The organism is Citrobacter sp. Cf088 (assembly GCF_030334295.1).
GTDB lineage: Bacteria > Pseudomonadota > Gammaproteobacteria > Enterobacterales > Enterobacteriaceae > Citrobacter > Citrobacter freundii.
This window is the reverse complement of record NZ_JAOWEE010000054.1, coordinates 25,833-42,933: the sequence shown is the minus strand read 5'-3', so window position 1 is coordinate 42,933 and position 17,101 is coordinate 25,833. Positions and strand designations below refer to the sequence as shown.

Sequence of the window (17,101 nt, the reverse complement as noted above, 5' to 3'; positions counted from 1 at the left end):
AAGGTTATTCGGCTAAACGCGCCAGCAATAATTCACCCGATGAGGAAACTGCGCTTACGCGCGCCTCCCGACCTTGCGCCTGATATTCAATGTGTATTTCGACGTCCGGGTCTGGCAGTACACCTTTACCTTGTTGCGGCCATTCCACCAGGCAGATGGCATCATTGGCAAAATAATCGCGGATCCCCATAAATTCCAGCTCCTCCGGGTCCGCAAGTCGGTATAAATCGAAGTGATAAACCATCAAGTTATCGAGTGAATAGGGTTCAACCAGCGTGTAGGTGGGGCTTTTTACATTACCTTTATGACCTAACGCTTGCAGAAATCCCCGGCTGAAAGTGGTTTTACCCGCCCCCAGGTCGCCGTACAAATATATAACCGTCGCGCCGTCACAGGCTTTGGCTACCCGCAGTCCCAGGTCTAAAGTTGCCTGCTCATCAGGTAGTGGAATTACTCGATTCATCATGATAAACGTCAATCACATCAGGGTTAACAATACGCTGTAGCGTGGTAAAGAGATCTGTCGCCAGCATGCCGCGCGTACCAAAACGCGCCGCCAGCACATCCGCCGCCGCTCCGTGCGCAACACATCCCGCACATGCTGCATCATACGGGGTAAGCTTCTGTCCGAGCAATGCGCCAATAATACCGGAAAGCACATCTCCCATTCCGCCGCTGGCCATCCCTGCATTGCCGGTATCAATAATACCTAACTCAGCCTGTTCAGCAGCAACAACCGTACCCGCGCCTTTCAGCACTACCACGCCTCCGTACCGTTTTACCAGACGTTGCGCACAAAGTAAGCGATCGTCTTCAATTTCTGCAATGGAACAGCCCAGCAGTCGCGCGGCTTCACCTGGATGCGGCGTGATCACGCGATTGTGACGTTTATCGGGGTTGATTGCCAGCAGGTTCAGCGCATCCGCATCCCAGAGCATCGGTTTGCGAAAATTCTCCACTTTTTGCAGCGCTTTTTTGCCCCACTCCTGCTGACCAAGACCAGGTCCTATCACCACAACATCCGCCCATGCCAGGCTCTCTTCCAGAGTCTGCGGCGTCAGCGCATCGACCATCAGTTCTGGTCTGGCAGTCAAAACAGGCGCAATGTTCTCACTGCGCGTCAATACTTTGACCAGCCCGGCTCCCGCACGCAACGCCGCTTCACCGGCCATACGTATTGCACCTGCCGTGCCGTGGTCGCCACCGATAATCACCAGCCGACCGTGGGAGCCTTTGTGTGAGGTGGGCAGACGCGGCGTTAGCCAGTGCGCAAGCTGTTGAGCATCAAAACGTTGCAGCGGCGCGTTCTGCCCCGCCAGCCAGTCGTCCAGCCCAAGAGCATTAACATGCAGACGTCCGGTGACATCGCGTGCTTTACCGGTGAGCAGACCTGGCTTGAGCGCAATAAAGGTAACGGTATGCGCAGCGTTGATGACTGCCCCCGGCGTCGCCCCCGTCTGCGCCAGCAGGCCGGAGGGAATGTCGATTGCAATTGTAGGGGCTGGGTGGCTATTGGCACGTTCGATCAACGCCGGGAGAGGTTCACGCGGCGCGTTTTTTAAGCCAGTACCTGACAGCGCGTCGATAATGACGTCCACGCTGTCTGGCCAGTTAATATCAGCAGCATGAATAACGCCACCGGCGTTAAGCCAAGCGTCGTGCGCCTGCTGCGCTTCCTCGGGGAGCGGTTTATCACCCTCGTGCGCCAGCAACGTAACATTAAAACCCTGCGCTTTGGCAAGTCTTGCCACCACGTAACCATCACCGCCGTTGTTGCCGTGACCACATAGCACCAGCCAGTGTTGGGCGTTCGGATAGGCCTCGCGGGTGACCTGAAACGCCGCATCTCCCGCCCGCTGCATCAGCTCATACAACGTCAGCCCTAAACTGTCTGCCGCCTCTCGCTCCATACGCCTGATGTCATCGGCGTGCCAGATGGAGTGTGGTATACTTGCGGGGTTTTTCTTCATTGTATGGTCCGTCATGTCAGAGCCCCTCGATCTCAATCAGTTAGCGCAAAATATTAAGCAGTGGGGGCTGGAGCTTGGCTTTCAGCAAGTCGGTATTGCCGATACCGACCTCAGCGAAGCAGAGCCCAAACTGCAGGCCTGGCTGGATAAACAATACCACGGCGAGATGGACTGGATGGCCCGTCACGGCATGATGCGCGCCCGCCCCCACGAATTATTGCCCGGTACGCTACGTGTCATCAGCGTAAGTATGAACTATCTTCCTGCCAAAGCGGCCTTTGCCAGCACGTTGAAGAACCCTTCTCTGGGTTACGTCAGCCGTTACGCGCTTGGCCGCGACTACCATAAGCTGCTACGTAACCGCTTAAAAAAGCTGGGAGAGATGATTCAACAGCACTGCGCTTCGCTGAATTTTAGACCTTTTGTCGATTCTGCGCCCATTCTTGAGCGTCCTTTGGCTGAAAAAGCCGGGCTTGGCTGGACAGGTAAGCACTCACTAATCCTCAATCGCGAAGCCGGTTCATTTTTCTTCCTCGGGGAATTACTGATCGATTTACCCTTACCGGTCGACCAACCAGCAGAAGAAGGATGCGGGAAATGCGTCGCCTGCATGACCATCTGTCCCACCGGGGCCATCGTTGAACCCTACACCGTAGATGCGCGCCGCTGTATCTCTTATCTCACTATCGAACTGGAAGGCCCGATCCCGGAAGAGTTTCGTCCATTGTTGGGGAATCGAATTTACGGCTGCGATGATTGCCAGCTCATTTGCCCGTGGAACCGCTATTCACAGTTGACGACAGAGGATGACTTCAACCCGCGCAAGCAGCTTCATGCTCCGGAGTTAATAGAGCTGTTTAGCTGGAGCGAAGCGTGGTTTTTAAAAGTCACGGAGGGGTCTGCCATTCGTCGTATTGGCCACCTGCGCTGGCTGCGAAATATCGCCGTTGCGTTGGGTAATGCCCCCTGGGATAACGCAGTTATTCACGCGCTGGAAAGTCGCAGAGGTGAGCACCCACTTCTCGACGAACATATAGACTGGGCGGTTGCTCAGCAAATCGAGAAGCGAAATGCCTGCGTAGTTGAGGTGCAGCTACCGAAGAAACAACGTTTGGTCAGGGTCATTGAGAAGGGTCTGCCGCGCGACGCTTAAGTCATCCACAGCTTGTGTATAAAAATAAAAACACATTGATATTCAAGAGGGAAAAAATCGTCAAGTGATCGCACTAACAATTTGAAATGATAATTAAACCAATAATTTCAAATAGTTAAAATGATACTATTTACCCGGCGAAGTTTTTTGCATTCCAGGAATAATACCCGAACCTGTGGATAAGTCTGTTTACAAGAGTATGTCAATGACGAAACAAAACGTCCCCAACGCGATTATTCGTTGTGGATATTTTTATTGGGGTAAGAATTTGGAGCGGGAAACGAGACTCGAACTCGCGACCCCGACCTTGGCAAGGTCGTGCTCTACCAACTGAGCTATTCCCGCATAATCTTCGTCTTTCGAACCGCTACTGCGTTGGCTGCCTTCATTCGCCTGAGTCACTTACTTCAGTAAGCTCCTAAGGACTCATTCGGTTGCCGCCTTGTCGCAATTCGAAATCCTGCGATTGGTGGTCTGTGCTTATAAGCACTTTCAAATTTTGGAGCGGGAAACGAGACTCGAACTCGCGACCCCGACCTTGGCAAGGTCGTGCTCTACCAACTGAGCTATTCCCGCTTGGGTGTGTCTTTGCTTTACAAGCATTTCAAATTTTGGAGCGGGAAACGAGACTCGAACTCGCGACCCCGACCTTGGCAAGGTCGTGCTCTACCAACTGAGCTATTCCCGCAAATTTGTTGCTGTCGTAATTCGCATTTCTGCGTCGTTACGGGAGGCGCATTATACGAGAAATCCGTTTAGCTGCAACCCCCTTGAATACGTTTTTTTCGAAAATTCGTTCAAGTGATTACTTTGCAATCAAGCTGAACAATTTAGCGTCAAAAAGCCGGTGACGCAAGCCACCGGAGAACAAAATCAAAGCTTAATAAAATGTTCGCGATAGTAAGCAAGCTCAGCAACAGATTCACGAATGTCGTCCATCGCCTGATGCGTTCCCTGCTTGGTGAAGCCAGCCAGGATCTCCGGCTTCCAACGACGCGCCAGTTCTTTGAGCGTACTAACGTCAAGATAGCGATAATGGAAATACGCCTCCAGCTCCGGCATGTATTTAAACAGGAAACGACGATCCTGGCCGATGCTGTTGCCACAGATAGGTGATTTCCCTTCCGGAACCCACTCTTTCAAAAAAGCCAGCGTGGCCAGTTCTGCTTCACGATCGCCCATGGTGCTCGCCTTCACGCGTTCCACCAGCCCGCTACCGGTGTGCGTACGTACGTTCCAGTCATCCATTAATGCCAGTTGTTCGTCGGACTGGTGCACCGCAATTGTCGGTCCTTCTGCCAGAATATTCAGATTGGCATCCGTAACCAGCGTGGCGATCTCAATAATGCGATCGCGCTCGGGATCCAGACCTGTCATCTCCAGATCGATCCAAATCAGGTTGTTTTCATTGGCACTCATGCTATTTTCCACCCTTCAGCGTCACATTCAGTGTGACTACATTGATCTAAAATTGTGTGTATCATAAATGTTTTGCCCATCATGGGCGACCAGGAGCCAGTCCGATTGAGTAAGAATAAACTCTCCAAAGGCCAACAGCGCCGTGTGAACGCCAATCACCAGCGTCGTCTTAAAACGTCCACGGAGAAGCCCGACTACGACGACAACCTGTTTGGCGAAACCGCTGAAGGCATCGTTATCAGCCGTTTTGGCATGCATGCCGACGTAGAGTCTGCTGACGGTGAAATTCACCGATGCAACATCCGCCGTACAATTCGCTCGCTGGTTACTGGCGATCGCGTAGTCTGGCGCCCGGGTAAAGCGGCGGCTGAAGGCGTGAATGTCAAAGGTATCGTTGAAGCGGTACACGATCGTACCTCGGTACTGACACGTCCCGACTTTTACGACGGGGTAAAACCTATTGCCGCCAACATCGACCAGATCGTTATTGTCTCAGCCATCTTACCCGAGCTGTCACTCAATATTATCGACCGATATCTGGTAGCCTGCGAAACGCTACATGTTGAACCAATTATCGTACTGAATAAGATCGATCTGCTGGATGATGAAGGCATGGCCTTCGTTAACGAACAGATGGATATCTATCGCGACATTGGCTATCGGGTGTTGATGGTATCCAGCCGCACTAAAGACGGCCTGAAACCGCTTGAAGAAGCATTAACCGATCGCATCAGCATTTTTGCCGGTCAGTCGGGCGTAGGTAAATCCAGCCTGCTCAATAATCTTCTCGGCCTGCAGGAAGAGATCCTGACCAACGATGTCTCCGACAACTCCGGTCTTGGACAGCACACTACCACGGCCTCTCGCCTGTATCACTTCCCGCACGGCGGCGACGTTATCGACTCCCCTGGCGTACGTGAGTTCGGACTGTGGCATCTGGAGCCGGAACAAATCACGCATGGCTTTGTCGAATTTCATGACTACCTGGGCCATTGCAAATACCGCGACTGCAAGCATGATACCGATCCAGGCTGCGCTATCCGTGAGGCTGTAGAAAAAGGGGCCATAGCCGAAACCCGGTTTGAAAATTATCACCGCATCCTGGAAAGCATGGCGCAGGTAAAAACGCGTAAAAACTTTTCTGATACAGACAACTGACAACTAAGCTAAGCATCGCTAGAATCGTCCCCCTTTTTTCAGGATCCGGCCCACATGCCGGATCGGGAACAAATTATGGCCTGGAGGCTACCTTGTTAAACTCATTTAAGCTTTCGCTACAATACATTCTGCCGAAACTATGGCTCACTCGCCTGGCGGGTTGGGGTGCGAGCAAACGAGCGGGATGGCTGACCAAATTGGTTATCGATCTGTTCGTGAAATATTACAAGGTCGATATGAAAGAGGCGCAAAAGCCGGACACAGCCAGCTATCGCACCTTTAACGACTTCTTTGTTCGCCCGCTGCGCGACGATGCTCGCCCGATTAATACAGATCCAAACGTACTGGTCATGCCCGCTGACGGCGTGATCAACCAGTTAGGCAACATCGAAGAAGACAAATTGCTGCAGGCTAAAGGGCACAGCTATACCCTTGAAGCGCTGCTGGCTGGCAACTATCAGATGGCGGACAAATTCCGCAACGGTACGTTTGTAACCACTTACTTGTCTCCACGCGATTACCACCGTGTACACATGCCGTGTAACGGTATCCTGCGTGAAATGATGTATGTGCCGGGCGATCTCTTCTCTGTAAACATACTGACTGCGCAAAACGTACCGAACCTGTTTGCCCGCAACGAACGCGTAATCTGTTTGTTTGATACCGAATTTGGTCCGATGGTGCAGATTCTGGTCGGCGCGACTATCGTCGGCAGCATTGAAACCACATGGGCTGGCACCATTACCCCACCGCGTGAGGGCGTCATCAAGCGCTGGACCTGGCCGGAAGGCGAAAGCGAAGGGTCGGTGGCGCTGTTGAAAGGTCAGGAAATGGGCCGCTTTAAGCTCGGTTCCACCGTCATCAACCTGTTCGCACCTGGCAAAGTTAACCTGGTTGAGCAGTTGCAGGATCTTTCCGTGACCAAAATCGGCCAACCAATGGCCATCTCGACCGAGACTTTCGTGACGCCAGAGACAGAACCGGCCCCGCTGGCGAAAGAAGAGATCGAAGCAGAACACGACGCCAGCCCGCTGGTTGACGACAAAAAAGACGAAAGTTAAACATAGGAATCGCTGCTGTGCGCCTGATTATCACTTTTCTGATGGCCTGGTGCCTCAGCCTGGGGGCGTACGCTGCGACGGCCCCCGATGCCAAACAACTCACACAGGAACTGGAGCAGGCAAAAGCGGCAAAACCCGCTCAGCCAGAAACCGTCGAGGCGCTCCAGTCCGCGCTGAATGCCCTTGAGGAGCGGAAAGGCTCTCTCGAGCGCGCACAGCAATATCAGCAGGTTATTGATAACTTCCCCAAGCTGTCCGCAACGTTACGCGCACAGCTTAGTAACCTGCGCGATGAACCGCGCAATGCGCCAACCGGACTCACTACCGATGCATTAAACCAGGAGATCCTCCAGGTTAGCAGCCAACTGCTGGAAAAGAGTCGTCAGGCCCAGCAGGAGCAGGATCGCGCCCGGGAAATCGCCGACTCGTTAAGCCAGCTTCCTCAACAGCAAACCGATGCCCGCCGCCAGCTCAATGAGCTTGAGCGGCGCATTGGTACCTCCAATGGCAATTCCGCGCAGAATCAGGCGATGCAAGCTGAATCCGCCAAACTTAAAGCCCTGGTCGATGAACTGGAGCTGGCACAGCTTTCCGCCAATAACCGTCAGGAACTGGCGCGTATGCGCTCCGAACTGGCGGAAAAGCAGAGTCAACAACTCGACACTTACCTGCAGGCTTTGCGCAATCAACTCAACAGTCAGCGCCAGCGTGAAGCAGAGCGAGCGCTGGAAAGTACCGAACTGCTGGCGGAAAACAGCGCGGGACTGCCGGAAGGTATTGTCGATCAGTTCAAGGTTAACCGCGAGCTGTCTCAGGCTTTGAACCAGCAGGCGCAACGTATGGACCTGGTCGCCTCGCAGCAGCGTCAGGCTGCCAGCCAAACGCTGCAGGTCCGCCAGGCCTTGAATACGCTGCGAGAGCAGTCTCAGTGGCTTGGGGTTTCAAATATGCTGGGAGAAGCGCTGCGCGCGCAGGTATCCCGTCTGCCGGAAATGCCGAAGCCCCAGCAGTTGGATACCGAAATGGCGCAGCTTCGCGTGCACCGTATGCGCTATGAGGATCTCCTCAACAAACAGCCGCAGCTGCGTCAGATTCATCAGGCCGATGGGCAACCGCTGACCGCTGAACAGAGCAGTATTCTCAACGCCCAGCTACGCACCCAGCGCGAGCTGCTGAACTCATTGTTACAGGGCGGCGATACGCTGATCCTTGAGCTGACCAAGCTCAAAGTCTCCAACAGCCAACTGGAAGATGCGCTAAAAGAGGTCAACGAAGCAACGCACCGCTATCTGTTCTGGACGTCAGACGTCAGTCCCATTTCGCTCTCCTGGCCTGTCGACATCGTTCAGGATCTGCGGCGTTTGATCTCATTAGATACGTTTAATCAGTTGGGTAAAGCCAGCATCATGATGCTGACCAGCAAAGAAACACTATTGCCGCTGTTCGCGGCGTTGGTGCTGGTTGGCTTTAGCCTCTCTTCGCGCAAGCACTTCACCCGTTTCCTTGAACGCTCGTCCGCGCGAGTCGGGAAAGTCACCCAGGACCATTTCTGGCTGACAATACGCACGGTATTCTGGTCAATACTCGTCGCTTCTCCGTTGCCGGTGTTATGGGCAACGCTCGGTTACGGGCTGCAGGAAGCCTGGCCTTACCCGCTGGCTGTTGCTATCGGCGATGGCGTTACCGCCACGGTGCCTATGCTATGGGCGGTAATGATTTGCGCCACCTTTGCGCGTCCCAACGGTCTGTTCATTGCCCACTTTGGCTGGCCACGTAACCGCGTCGCGAAAGCCATGCACTACTACCTGATGAGCATCGGGCTGATTGTCCCGCTGATCATGGCGGTGATTATGTTTGATAATCTCAATGACCGAGAATTCTCCGCCTCACTGGGACGTCTGTGCTTTATTCTGATTTGCGGTGCGCTGGCGGTCGTGACCCTGAGCCTGAAACGCGCCGGGATACCGCTGTACCTCGATAAAGAGGGCAACAGCGATAACATGGTCAATAGTATGCTGTGGAATATGCTGATGGGCGCGCCGCTGATTGCCATTCTCGCTGCGGCAGTGGGTTATCTCGCCACATCGCAAGCCCTGCTGGCACGCCTGGAAACATCCGTGGCGATTTGGTTCTTATTGCTGGTGGTGTATCACGTCATCCGCCGCTGGATGCTAATTCAGCGCCGCCGCCTTGCGTTTGACCGCGCCAAACATCGACGCGCCGAAATGCTGGCGCAACGTGCGCGGGGCGAAGAGGAACCACCTCATTCCACCAGCCTTGAAGGTACGATCGATGTAGATGAAAGCGAAGTGGATCTGGATGCAATCAGCGCGCAATCGCTGCGCCTGGTACGTTCTATCCTGATGCTTATCGCCCTGCTCTCGGTCATTGTGCTATGGTCAGAAATTCATTCCGCTTTCGGCTTCCTGGAAAACATCTCGTTGTGGGATGTCACCTCCACGGTGCAGGGCGTGGAAAGCTTAGAACCGATAACGCTGGGCGCGGTGCTCATTGCTATTCTGGTGTTTATCATCACCACCCAGCTAGTGCGCAACCTACCCGCGTTGCTGGAGCTGGCGCTACTGCAACATCTGGATTTAACCCCCGGCACCGGTTACGCCATCACCACTATCACTAAGTATCTTCTGATGCTGATTGGCGGCCTGGTGGGTTTCTCGATGATCGGTATTGAGTGGTCCAAACTGCAATGGTTGGTGGCGGCTCTCGGTGTCGGTCTGGGCTTTGGTTTGCAGGAGATCTTCGCCAACTTTATTTCCGGCCTGATTATCCTGTTTGAAAAGCCAATCCGCATTGGCGACACGGTTACAATTCGCGATCTTACCGGTAGCGTGACGAAAATTAATACCCGTGCCACCACTATCAGCGACTGGGACCGCAAAGAGATCATCGTACCCAACAAAGCCTTTATCACCGAACAGTTTATCAACTGGTCGCTATCCGATTCGGTTACCCGTGTGGTGTTAACCATCCCGGCACCGTCGGAGGCTAACAGCGAGGAGGTTACGCAGATCCTGCTGACTGCCGCACATCGTTGCTCGCTGGTTATCGATAACCCGGCGCCAGAAGTCTTCCTGGTTGACCTGCAACAAGGAATTCAAATCTTCGAACTGCGTATTTATGCCGCTGAAATGGGGCATCGCATGCCGCTGCGCCATGAAATCCACCAACTGATTCTGGCAGGCTTCCGCGAGCACGGTATTGATATGCCGTTCCCACCGTTCCAGATGCGTCTGGAGAGCCTCGGCGGTAAGCAAACGGGGAGAACGTTAAGTTCTGCGGGCAGAGGCAGTCGCCCGGCGGGAAGTTTGTAATACCTGAGTAGCCCGGACGAGGGGCGCTAGCACCGACGCCGGGGAAATCCCGGCGTCACTACGTTAGGCCGGGCTACCAGACTATTGGATTACAGGCAGAACTGGTATCGCAGGAAGAAGCGCCATAGCCAAAAGCAAACCAATACCGTCACCGTCAGTAACTGCCAGAAACTACGCTGCTTCCTGTATGCAATGACATAGATATAGGGAATAAAAAGCGGGAGCGTGAAGATAATACCAGCATCACGGATATCATCACTTTCAACATAGGTCATCAGGTCACAAATATTATTAACCCCCAGCCCATCGATAAACCACTCTTTATCCTGGGTAGAGAAAATAATAATCAGAACGAAACTTACTGTTCCCCAGATAACATTCAGCGATATGGCTTTCGAATTCATTCATCCTCCTCGCATAATTTCCATTATTGCTGTCTTTTTCTCAATAATTCGCCGCCCATACTCACTGTATTCACGCTGTTTAGTACCAACCGGAGCAGAAATAGAATCAGTAATGCTTTGAATTTCTCGTTGGGTACCACGATTATATCTTGAGCCAATAATAATAATTTGCTCATCGGTAAGATGAGCAGTATCTTTCCCAGGGTAACTTAACATAATAAGATCGCGCAAATGAAACGCGACAACCCGAATATTAAAGCGATTATCCAGCAGACAATTCGATAGCTGAAACTGCTCAAAAGAGGTCAACTTATCGGGCCTGATGCCCATCGTGCTAGCGGCCACACCCAGCTGTATTGCGATAGAACCAACTGAAGTAGCATTAGATAAGGCCTTATCCTCCCTTCGCGAGATAGTTTCCAGAATTTGTCTGACTTGTAATACACCCACTGACTTAAATCTTTCTGGCGTCCCCCCCACCTCTGCTGCAGCGACACCAGCCAACAACAATAGAGGGATTTGGGCTTCCTCAGCCGATTTTTTTAGCATATTTCTATGATAAACTAACCATGCTGTTTTATATATCCATAAATGTGCAGTCCCTGTATCAAAACGCCAATTTGTTGGAAGAGTTTTCCAACGAAGAAAATCCACACCATTCCAATGTGGAAAACCATAGCTGTCGACCTTACAGAAAATAACCGAATCACGCATGTCACTGTCCTTAGCTTAAAAGATAAGTAAACCACTGGATACTACATTAAGCGAGAAACAGAAAATATCAAAAACATTTAAAGCAATTGATTAAAGATATAATTAACAGTAAATAGCATTTATCTAAAAAATAATTACAACACTAATCTATCGTCCATAAATACCATATTATTTATGGACGATGTGTATGAGTAATAACGTCGCTAACACTCGCACCGGGAAATCCCGGCGTCACTGCGTTAGGCCGGGCTACAGTGTGGGTCTTGTAGGCCTGATAAGCGTAGCGCCATCAGGCAATTCGATACTGATTGCCGGATGGCGGCATTGCCTTATCCGGCCTACACGGCCCAATTTACTCTGTCACCAGAACCGGCTGACGGTCAACGCGGCGGCTGTAGTTCTGATAAATCGCCATCGCCAGCAGCGAGAAGAAGATCGGGCCGCCGGTCATCCACAAGGCACTGTTCCAGTCCCGGGCTTCAATTACTGGCTGGATGATGGTGAACACGTTGGCAAACGTCACCACCAGAACGACCACACCCGTTGCCAGCAGCGTCGCCGCTCGGGTTTTAAAGACAACAAACGGTCTTTCCAGACCCGGACGGGCTTTAAAGAACGGAAACGCCAGCGCCAGGAACAGATACGGCAGCGTCATGGATACGTTCGCCATCAGCGTCAGTTTGTTATAGAACGCTGAAGCCGTATCGCCACCAAATGAAACCAACAGGATAAACAGGCTCACCAGCAGGCACTGTAACCACATTGCCGTCGTCGGCATCCCTACGGCATTCAGTTTGGTCATCGGCGCGGGCCACAACGCTTTCGGCGTGCCCTGAATAATCGCTTTCAGCGGTGAGTAGCTGAGGGTGAAAAAAGCGCCGGTATAGGCAAGGAACATGGAAAGCCCGGTAATACGTGCAAACCATACGCCCATCACCATCGCGGTCTCAGGGGAAAGATGCAGCGCATTACCCAACGTCATCCCGAGGCTCTTCATCAGGATATAAGTAATATTGCCGAGGTTGACCGAGCTATTGCTTAATACCTGCTGCCAGTTGGTGCTAACGCCCCATAAAAAGATGGCCAGTGAATAACCAACAGAAATGACAATAGCGGCAAAAACAATGCCTTTAGCAAAGTTCTTTTCTGGTTTTTCTGTTTTATCAACCAGTCCCCCTACAGCTTCAATTCCGCCATAAGCAAAAATGGCAAACACAACAAATGACAACATTGCCAGCCCGGACTGATATCCGGGATTAGGTGAGGAGATGAAATTAATATCCTGTGCAAAGTGGCCACCAGTTAATAACAAAATAGCGACACTCACTAACAACAGAACTAAATTAAGACACATTACGGCAATTCCGCCTACTGCCGTAATACGCGCAATCTTATTAATACCCCGGGATGCCACGCAGGTCACCAGGATCATCCAGCCGACGGCGAGCAGCCCGACAACCTGCGTAGGCTCAAGCCCTGCAATACGCCAGTGCTGCGTCATGTCTGCGCCAAACAAGAAGGTTGAAAAAGGTACCCAGACTTTCGCCGCAGTACTTACCATCCATATCACATAAGAAGAAAACCACATAAACGTGCCGATAAAGGCATAGCGCGGTCCAACGCTATTATTCATCCACGAATAGATTCCACCCTCTTCTTTCCGATAGGCAGAACCCATTTCCGCCATCATTAAAGCAAATGGAATAAAGAATAATAATGCAGAAAATATATACCACGGTATTGCACTATACCCCATTAAATAGAATGCGGAGGGGCTATTAGCAAAACCGAAAACTGACGTAAATATCATGAGAATGAGACCTGGCAGGCTCATCTTTTTTATTGTTTGGGTCATTAAACCATCCCTTACTCTGGCAAGCGTTTAGCAAACGCCGCTCACCGGTTGGCACTGCTCTCTTTGCAGAGTTCAGCGATAAAAAAATCAACACAGAATTGATACCTAAACGATATCAAATATCCAGGTGTAAATTGTGGCTATTAGAGGGGGAAATGAAAAAATATGCTACAAAGTGGCGATTAAACCGCCACTTTGTATTGCGGAAGAGTAAGTTATGCGCGATCGACGGTAAATGCGATAACCTCGGCCAGGCTCTCTGCGCCCAGCGCCAGCATTACCAGACGGTCAACACCCAGCGCCACGCCTGAGCAATCCGGCATGCCTACTTTCAGCGCTTCCAGCAGGTTGGTATCGATAGGTTGCTGCGGCAGACCACGTGCGGCACGTTTGCGGTTATCCTGTTCAAACCGTTGCTGCTGCTCGCGCGCGTCGGTCAATTCATGGAAACCATTTGCCAGCTCAATACCTTTGTAATAAACCTCGAAACGTTCAGCCACGCGGTGATCTTCGGTACTGATTTGCGCCAGTGATGCCTGGCTAGCAGGGAAATGATACACAAACGTCGGTTTGTCTTTACCAATATGCGGCTCAACGCCCATCGTAAACAGCAGCTGCAGTAAGGTGTCCCGGTCTTCTTCGGTATCGGCGATATTGCTGAGATCCAATTTCGCCGCCACTTCCCGCAGTTGGGTTTTATCCGCAGACAGCGGGTCTATCTCCAGATGACGCTGGAAGGCTTGCTGGTAAGAGAGGCTTTCCGCAGGCGAACAGTCCAGCACCTGCTGAAGCAAATCGTCCACCTCATTCATCAGCCGATACATATCGTAGTGCGGACGATACCACTCAAGCATGGTGAATTCAGGGTTATGATGGCGCCCCATCTCTTCATTACGGAAGCTGCGGCACAGTTGATACACCGGGCCGCACCCTGCCACCAGCAGACGCTTCATATGGTATTCAGGGCTGGTCATTAAATAGAGATTCATCCCCTGGGAGTGTCCAGGGCCAACGAAACGCGTTTCGAACGGGAACAGATGGATGTCCGTTACCGTTGCCTGACTCATACAAGGGGTCTCAACCTCAAGCACGCCACGATCGGCAAAAAAGCGGCGAATCTCCGCTATAATTGCTGCACGTTTTAACAGATTGGGGATGGACGCGCTCGGCTGCCAGGTTGCCGTTTCGCTCATGGTTGTTTCTCCGATTTAAGACAAGGGCACGAAGTCTACTCGTATCGCGCTAACGAGACAAATTTCAGGCAGCAGTAATCAGCACTGGCAATTGGATAAAAAAAGCGACATAGGGTGGTTTAGTAATTAAATTAATCAAATTCAATGATAATTCCCCCCTGTGACACGCTAAAAAAATCGAACACGTCAAATTTCCCGCACATCCCTAAGACTATACTATTGTACCTATAAAGGAGCAGTGGAAACGCGTTCATAACCTGTTTGAAGCCGATGAAGCATCTGATTTCAGGCGGGGATGAAATAACAACAATCTGGAGGAATGTCGTGCAAACCTTTCAAGCCGATCTTGCCATTATAGGCGCCGGTGGCGCGGGATTACGTGCTGCAATTGCTGCCGCACAAGCAAATCCCAACGCTAAAATCGCACTGATCTCAAAAGTGTACCCAATGCGCAGCCATACCGTTGCTGCCGAAGGCGGCTCTGCTGCTGTCGCGCAGGATCATGACAGCTTTGACTACCATTTTCACGATACGGTAGCAGGCGGAGACTGGCTATGTGAGCAGGATGTCGTGGATTACTTTGTCCACCACTGCCCAACTGAAATGACGCAACTGGAACAATGGGGCTGCCCATGGAGCCGTCGTGAAGACGGTAGCGTCAACGTACGTCGCTTCGGCGGCATGAAAATCGAGCGTACCTGGTTTGCCGCAGATAAAACCGGCTTCCACATGTTGCATACGCTGTTCCAAACATCTTTGCAGTTCCCGCAGATTCAGCGCTTTGACGAACACTTCGTTCTGGATATCCTGGTGGACGAGGGTCATGCCCGCGGCCTGGTTGCCATGAACATGATGGAAGGCACGCTGGTGCAGATCCGTGCTAACGCAGTCGTAATGGCAACGGGCGGCGCTGGTCGTGTTTACCGTTACAATACCAACGGCGGCATCGTAACCGGCGACGGTATGGGCATGGCGCTGAGCCACGGCGTTCCGCTGCGTGATATGGAATTCGTTCAATATCACCCGACGGGTCTGCCAGGCTCCGGTATCCTGATGACAGAAGGTTGCCGTGGTGAAGGCGGTATCCTGGTCAACAAAAACGGCTACCGTTATCTGCAAGACTACGGCATGGGTCCGGAAACCCCGCTGGGCGAGCCGAAAAACAAATACATGGAACTCGGTCCGCGCGACAAAGTTTCTCAGGCTTTCTGGCACGAATGGCGCAAAGGCAACACCATTTCCACTCCGCGTGGCGATGTGGTTCACCTGGACCTGCGTCACCTCGGCGAGAAAAAACTGCTCGAACGTTTACCGTTCATCTGCGAACTGGCGAAAGCTTACGTGGGTGTCGATCCGGTTAAAGAACCGATCCCGGTACGTCCGACCGCACACTACACCATGGGCGGTATCGAAACCGATCAGCACTGTGAAACCCGCATTAAAGGTCTGTTCGCTGTCGGCGAATGTTCCTCTGTTGGTCTGCATGGCGCTAACCGTCTGGGCTCCAACTCTCTGGCGGAACTGGTGGTCTTCGGTCGTATGGCCGGTGAACAAGCTGCGGAACGCGCTGCAACGGCTGGCGCTGCAAACAGTGCTGCTCTGGATGCACAGGTTGCTGGCGTTGAAAAACGCTTGAAAGATCTGGTTAACCAGGAAGGTAACGAAAACTGGTCTAAGATCCGTGACGAAATGGGTATTTCCATGGAAGAAGGTTGCGGTATCTACCGTACGCCGGAACTCATGCAGAAAACCGTTGATAAGCTGGCGGAACTGCAGGAACGCTTCAAGCGCGTACGTATCACTGATACCTCCAGCGTCTTCAACACCGACCTGCTGTATACCATCGAACTGGGTCACGGTCTGAACGTTGCTGAATGTATGGCGCACTCCGCGCTGGCGCGTAAAGAATCCCGCGGCGCGCATCAGCGTCTGGATGAAGGCTGTACCGAGCGTGACGACGTGAACTTCCTCAAACACACCCTCGCCTTCCGCGATGCTGACGGCACGACTCGCCTGGAATACAGCGACGTGAAAATCACCACTCTGCCACCGGCTAAACGTGTTTACGGTGGCGAAGCGGAAGCAGCCGATAAGAAGGAGAAGGCGAATGGCTGAGATGAAAAACCTGAAAGTTGAGGTGGTGCGCTATAACCCGGAAACCGATACCGCGCCGCACAGTGCTTTCTACGAAGTTCCTTATGATGAAACCACGTCACTGCTGGATGCGCTGGGCTACATCAAGGATAACCTGGCACCGGACCTGAGCTACCGCTGGTCCTGCCGTATGGCAATCTGCGGCTCCTGCGGCATGATGGTCAACAATGTACCGAAACTGGCGTGCAAAACCTTCCTGCGTGATTACACAAACGGCATGAAGGTTGAAGCGCTGGGTAACTTCCCGATTGAGCGCGATCTGGTCGTCGACATGACGCACTTTATCGAAAGCCTGGAAGCGATCAAACCGTACATCATCGGTAACCCGCGTACACCGGATCAGGGTCCAAACACCCAGACTCCGGCGCAGATGGCGAAGTATCATCAGTTCTCCGGTTGCATCAACTGTGGTCTGTGCTACGCCGCGTGCCCGCAGTTCGGCCTGAACCCTGAGTTCATTGGACCGGCTGCGATTACGCTGGCGCATCGTTACAACGAAGATAGCCGCGACCACGGTAAGAAGGAGCGTATGGCTCAATTGAACAGCCCGAACGGCGTCTGGACCTGTACTTTCGTGGGCTACTGCTCCGAAGTCTGCCCGAAACACGTCGATCCGGCTGCGGCCATTCAGCAGGGTAAAGTTGAAAGTTCAAAAGACTTTCTTATCGCTACCCTGAAACCACGCTAA

General features: G+C 52.3%; 13 protein-coding genes and 3 tRNA genes. 6 read left to right on the top strand and 10 right to left on the bottom strand.

Translation table 11 applies throughout. From position 1 onward, the window contains the following. Positions 1–4 precede the first annotated feature (4 nt). Positions 5–466 carry a tRNA (adenosine(37)-N6)-threonylcarbamoyltransferase complex ATPase subunit type 1 TsaE gene (gene tsaE, locus OGV71_RS18720; RefSeq protein WP_003025570.1) on the bottom strand — a complete coding sequence of 154 codons (462 nt, stop codon included), beginning with the start codon at positions 464–466 and terminating at the stop codon, positions 5–7. Further along, a complete protein-coding gene (gene nnr / locus OGV71_RS18715; protein WP_204584218.1) occupies positions 438–1,985 on the bottom strand; it encodes a bifunctional ADP-dependent NAD(P)H-hydrate dehydratase/NAD(P)H-hydrate epimerase in 1,548 nt (515 codons plus the stop codon). Before nnr ends, tsaE begins: the two co-directional genes overlap by 29 nt. Here nnr and queG point away from each other — a divergent pair. Next, a complete protein-coding gene (gene queG / locus OGV71_RS18710; protein ID WP_204584220.1) occupies positions 1,984–3,123 on the top strand; it encodes a tRNA epoxyqueuosine(34) reductase QueG in 1,140 nt (379 codons plus the stop codon). The two genes, nnr and queG, sit on opposite strands and share 2 nt — an antisense overlap. 269 nt (positions 3,124–3,392) lie before the next feature. Here the strand turns inward: queG and OGV71_RS18705 are convergent. The 4 genes from OGV71_RS18705 to orn form a co-directional block, all read right to left on the bottom strand. Continuing rightward, a tRNA-Gly gene (locus OGV71_RS18705) sits at positions 3,393–3,468 on the bottom strand. 155 nt (positions 3,469–3,623) lie between these two features. Further along, positions 3,624–3,699 (bottom strand) — tRNA-Gly (locus OGV71_RS18700). 36 nt (positions 3,700–3,735) lie between these two features. Further along, positions 3,736–3,811, bottom strand: a tRNA-Gly gene (locus OGV71_RS18695). A 185-nt stretch (positions 3,812–3,996) separates the two neighbouring features. Then, complete coding sequence (gene orn, locus OGV71_RS18690; RefSeq protein WP_003839477.1) at positions 3,997–4,542, bottom strand: oligoribonuclease; 546 nt, start codon at positions 4,540–4,542, stop codon at positions 3,997–3,999. 105 nt (positions 4,543–4,647) lie between these two features. On the opposite strand from orn, the gene rsgA reads away from it, so the two are divergent. The 3 genes from rsgA (at position 4,648) to mscM (ending at position 10,093) form a co-directional block, all read left to right on the top strand. After that, on the top strand, positions 4,648–5,700 hold the full coding sequence (gene rsgA / locus OGV71_RS18685; protein WP_003025561.1) for a small ribosomal subunit biogenesis GTPase RsgA: 1,053 nt from the start codon (positions 4,648–4,650) through the stop codon (positions 5,698–5,700). Between the two features lie 92 nt (positions 5,701–5,792). After that, entirely contained in the window at positions 5,793–6,761 is a 969-nt protein-coding gene (gene asd, locus OGV71_RS18680) for an archaetidylserine decarboxylase (protein ID WP_003844975.1), read from the top strand. A 17-nt stretch (positions 6,762–6,778) separates the two neighbouring features. Beyond that, positions 6,779–10,093, top strand: a complete 3,315-nt coding sequence (mscM, locus tag OGV71_RS18675) for a miniconductance mechanosensitive channel MscM (RefSeq protein WP_071696484.1) — start codon at positions 6,779–6,781, stop codon at positions 10,091–10,093. Positions 10,094–10,182: 89 nt separating this feature from the next. On the opposite strand, the gene OGV71_RS18670 is transcribed toward mscM, so the two are convergent. The 4 genes from OGV71_RS18670 to epmA form a co-directional block, all read right to left on the bottom strand. Further along, a complete protein-coding gene (locus tag OGV71_RS18670) occupies positions 10,183–10,497 on the bottom strand; it encodes a YjeO family protein (RefSeq protein ID WP_003025555.1) in 315 nt (104 codons plus the stop codon). Then, a complete protein-coding gene (locus OGV71_RS18665; RefSeq protein ID WP_032948365.1) occupies positions 10,498–11,211 on the bottom strand; it encodes a hypothetical protein in 714 nt (237 codons plus the stop codon). Between the two features lie 352 nt (positions 11,212–11,563). Continuing rightward, positions 11,564–13,066, bottom strand: a complete 1,503-nt coding sequence (yjeM, locus tag OGV71_RS18660) for a glutamate/gamma-aminobutyrate family transporter YjeM (protein WP_286533826.1) — start codon at positions 13,064–13,066, stop codon at positions 11,564–11,566. 215 nt (positions 13,067–13,281) lie between these two features. Beyond that, positions 13,282–14,259 carry an elongation factor P--(R)-beta-lysine ligase gene (gene epmA / locus OGV71_RS18655; protein WP_003830517.1) on the bottom strand — a complete coding sequence of 326 codons (978 nt, stop codon included), beginning with the start codon at positions 14,257–14,259 and terminating at the stop codon, positions 13,282–13,284. A gap of 324 nt (positions 14,260–14,583) precedes the next feature. Here epmA and frdA point away from each other — a divergent pair, with 324 nt between their 5' ends. Together frdA and frdB are read left to right on the top strand one after the other, a co-directional pair. Then, entirely contained in the window at positions 14,584–16,374 is a 1,791-nt protein-coding gene (gene frdA, locus OGV71_RS18650; protein ID WP_003025543.1) for a fumarate reductase (quinol) flavoprotein subunit, read from the top strand. After that, positions 16,367–17,101 carry a fumarate reductase iron-sulfur protein gene (frdB, locus tag OGV71_RS18645; RefSeq protein ID WP_003025540.1) on the top strand — a complete coding sequence of 245 codons (735 nt, stop codon included), beginning with the start codon at positions 16,367–16,369 and terminating at the stop codon, positions 17,099–17,101. The genes frdA and frdB overlap by 8 nt, the downstream gene beginning before the upstream one ends.

What these genes read in the sequence shown, in the direction of transcription:
- tsaE (WP_003025570.1), bottom strand. Translation starts at nt 466, where the DNA reads ATGATGAATCGAGTAATTCCACTACCTGATGAGCAGGCAACTTTAGAC.
- queG (WP_204584220.1), top strand. Translation starts at nt 1,984, where the DNA reads ATGTCAGAGCCCCTCGATCTCAATCAGTTAGCGCAAAATATTAAGCAG.
- nnr (WP_204584218.1), bottom strand. Translation starts at nt 1,985, where the DNA reads ATGACGGACCATACAATGAAGAAAAACCCCGCAAGTATACCACACTCC.
- orn (WP_003839477.1), bottom strand. Translation starts at nt 4,542, where the DNA reads ATGAGTGCCAATGAAAACAACCTGATTTGGATCGATCTGGAGATGACA.
- OGV71_RS18670 (WP_003025555.1), bottom strand. Translation starts at nt 10,497, where the DNA reads ATGAATTCGAAAGCCATATCGCTGAATGTTATCTGGGGAACAGTAAGT.
- OGV71_RS18665 (WP_032948365.1), bottom strand. Translation starts at nt 11,211, where the DNA reads ATGCGTGATTCGGTTATTTTCTGTAAGGTCGACAGCTATGGTTTTCCA.
- yjeM (WP_286533826.1), bottom strand. Translation starts at nt 13,066, where the DNA reads ATGACCCAAACAATAAAAAAGATGAGCCTGCCAGGTCTCATTCTCATG.
- epmA (WP_003830517.1), bottom strand. Translation starts at nt 14,259, where the DNA reads ATGAGCGAAACGGCAACCTGGCAGCCGAGCGCGTCCATCCCCAATCTG.
- frdB (WP_003025540.1), top strand. Translation starts at nt 16,367, where the DNA reads ATGGCTGAGATGAAAAACCTGAAAGTTGAGGTGGTGCGCTATAACCCG.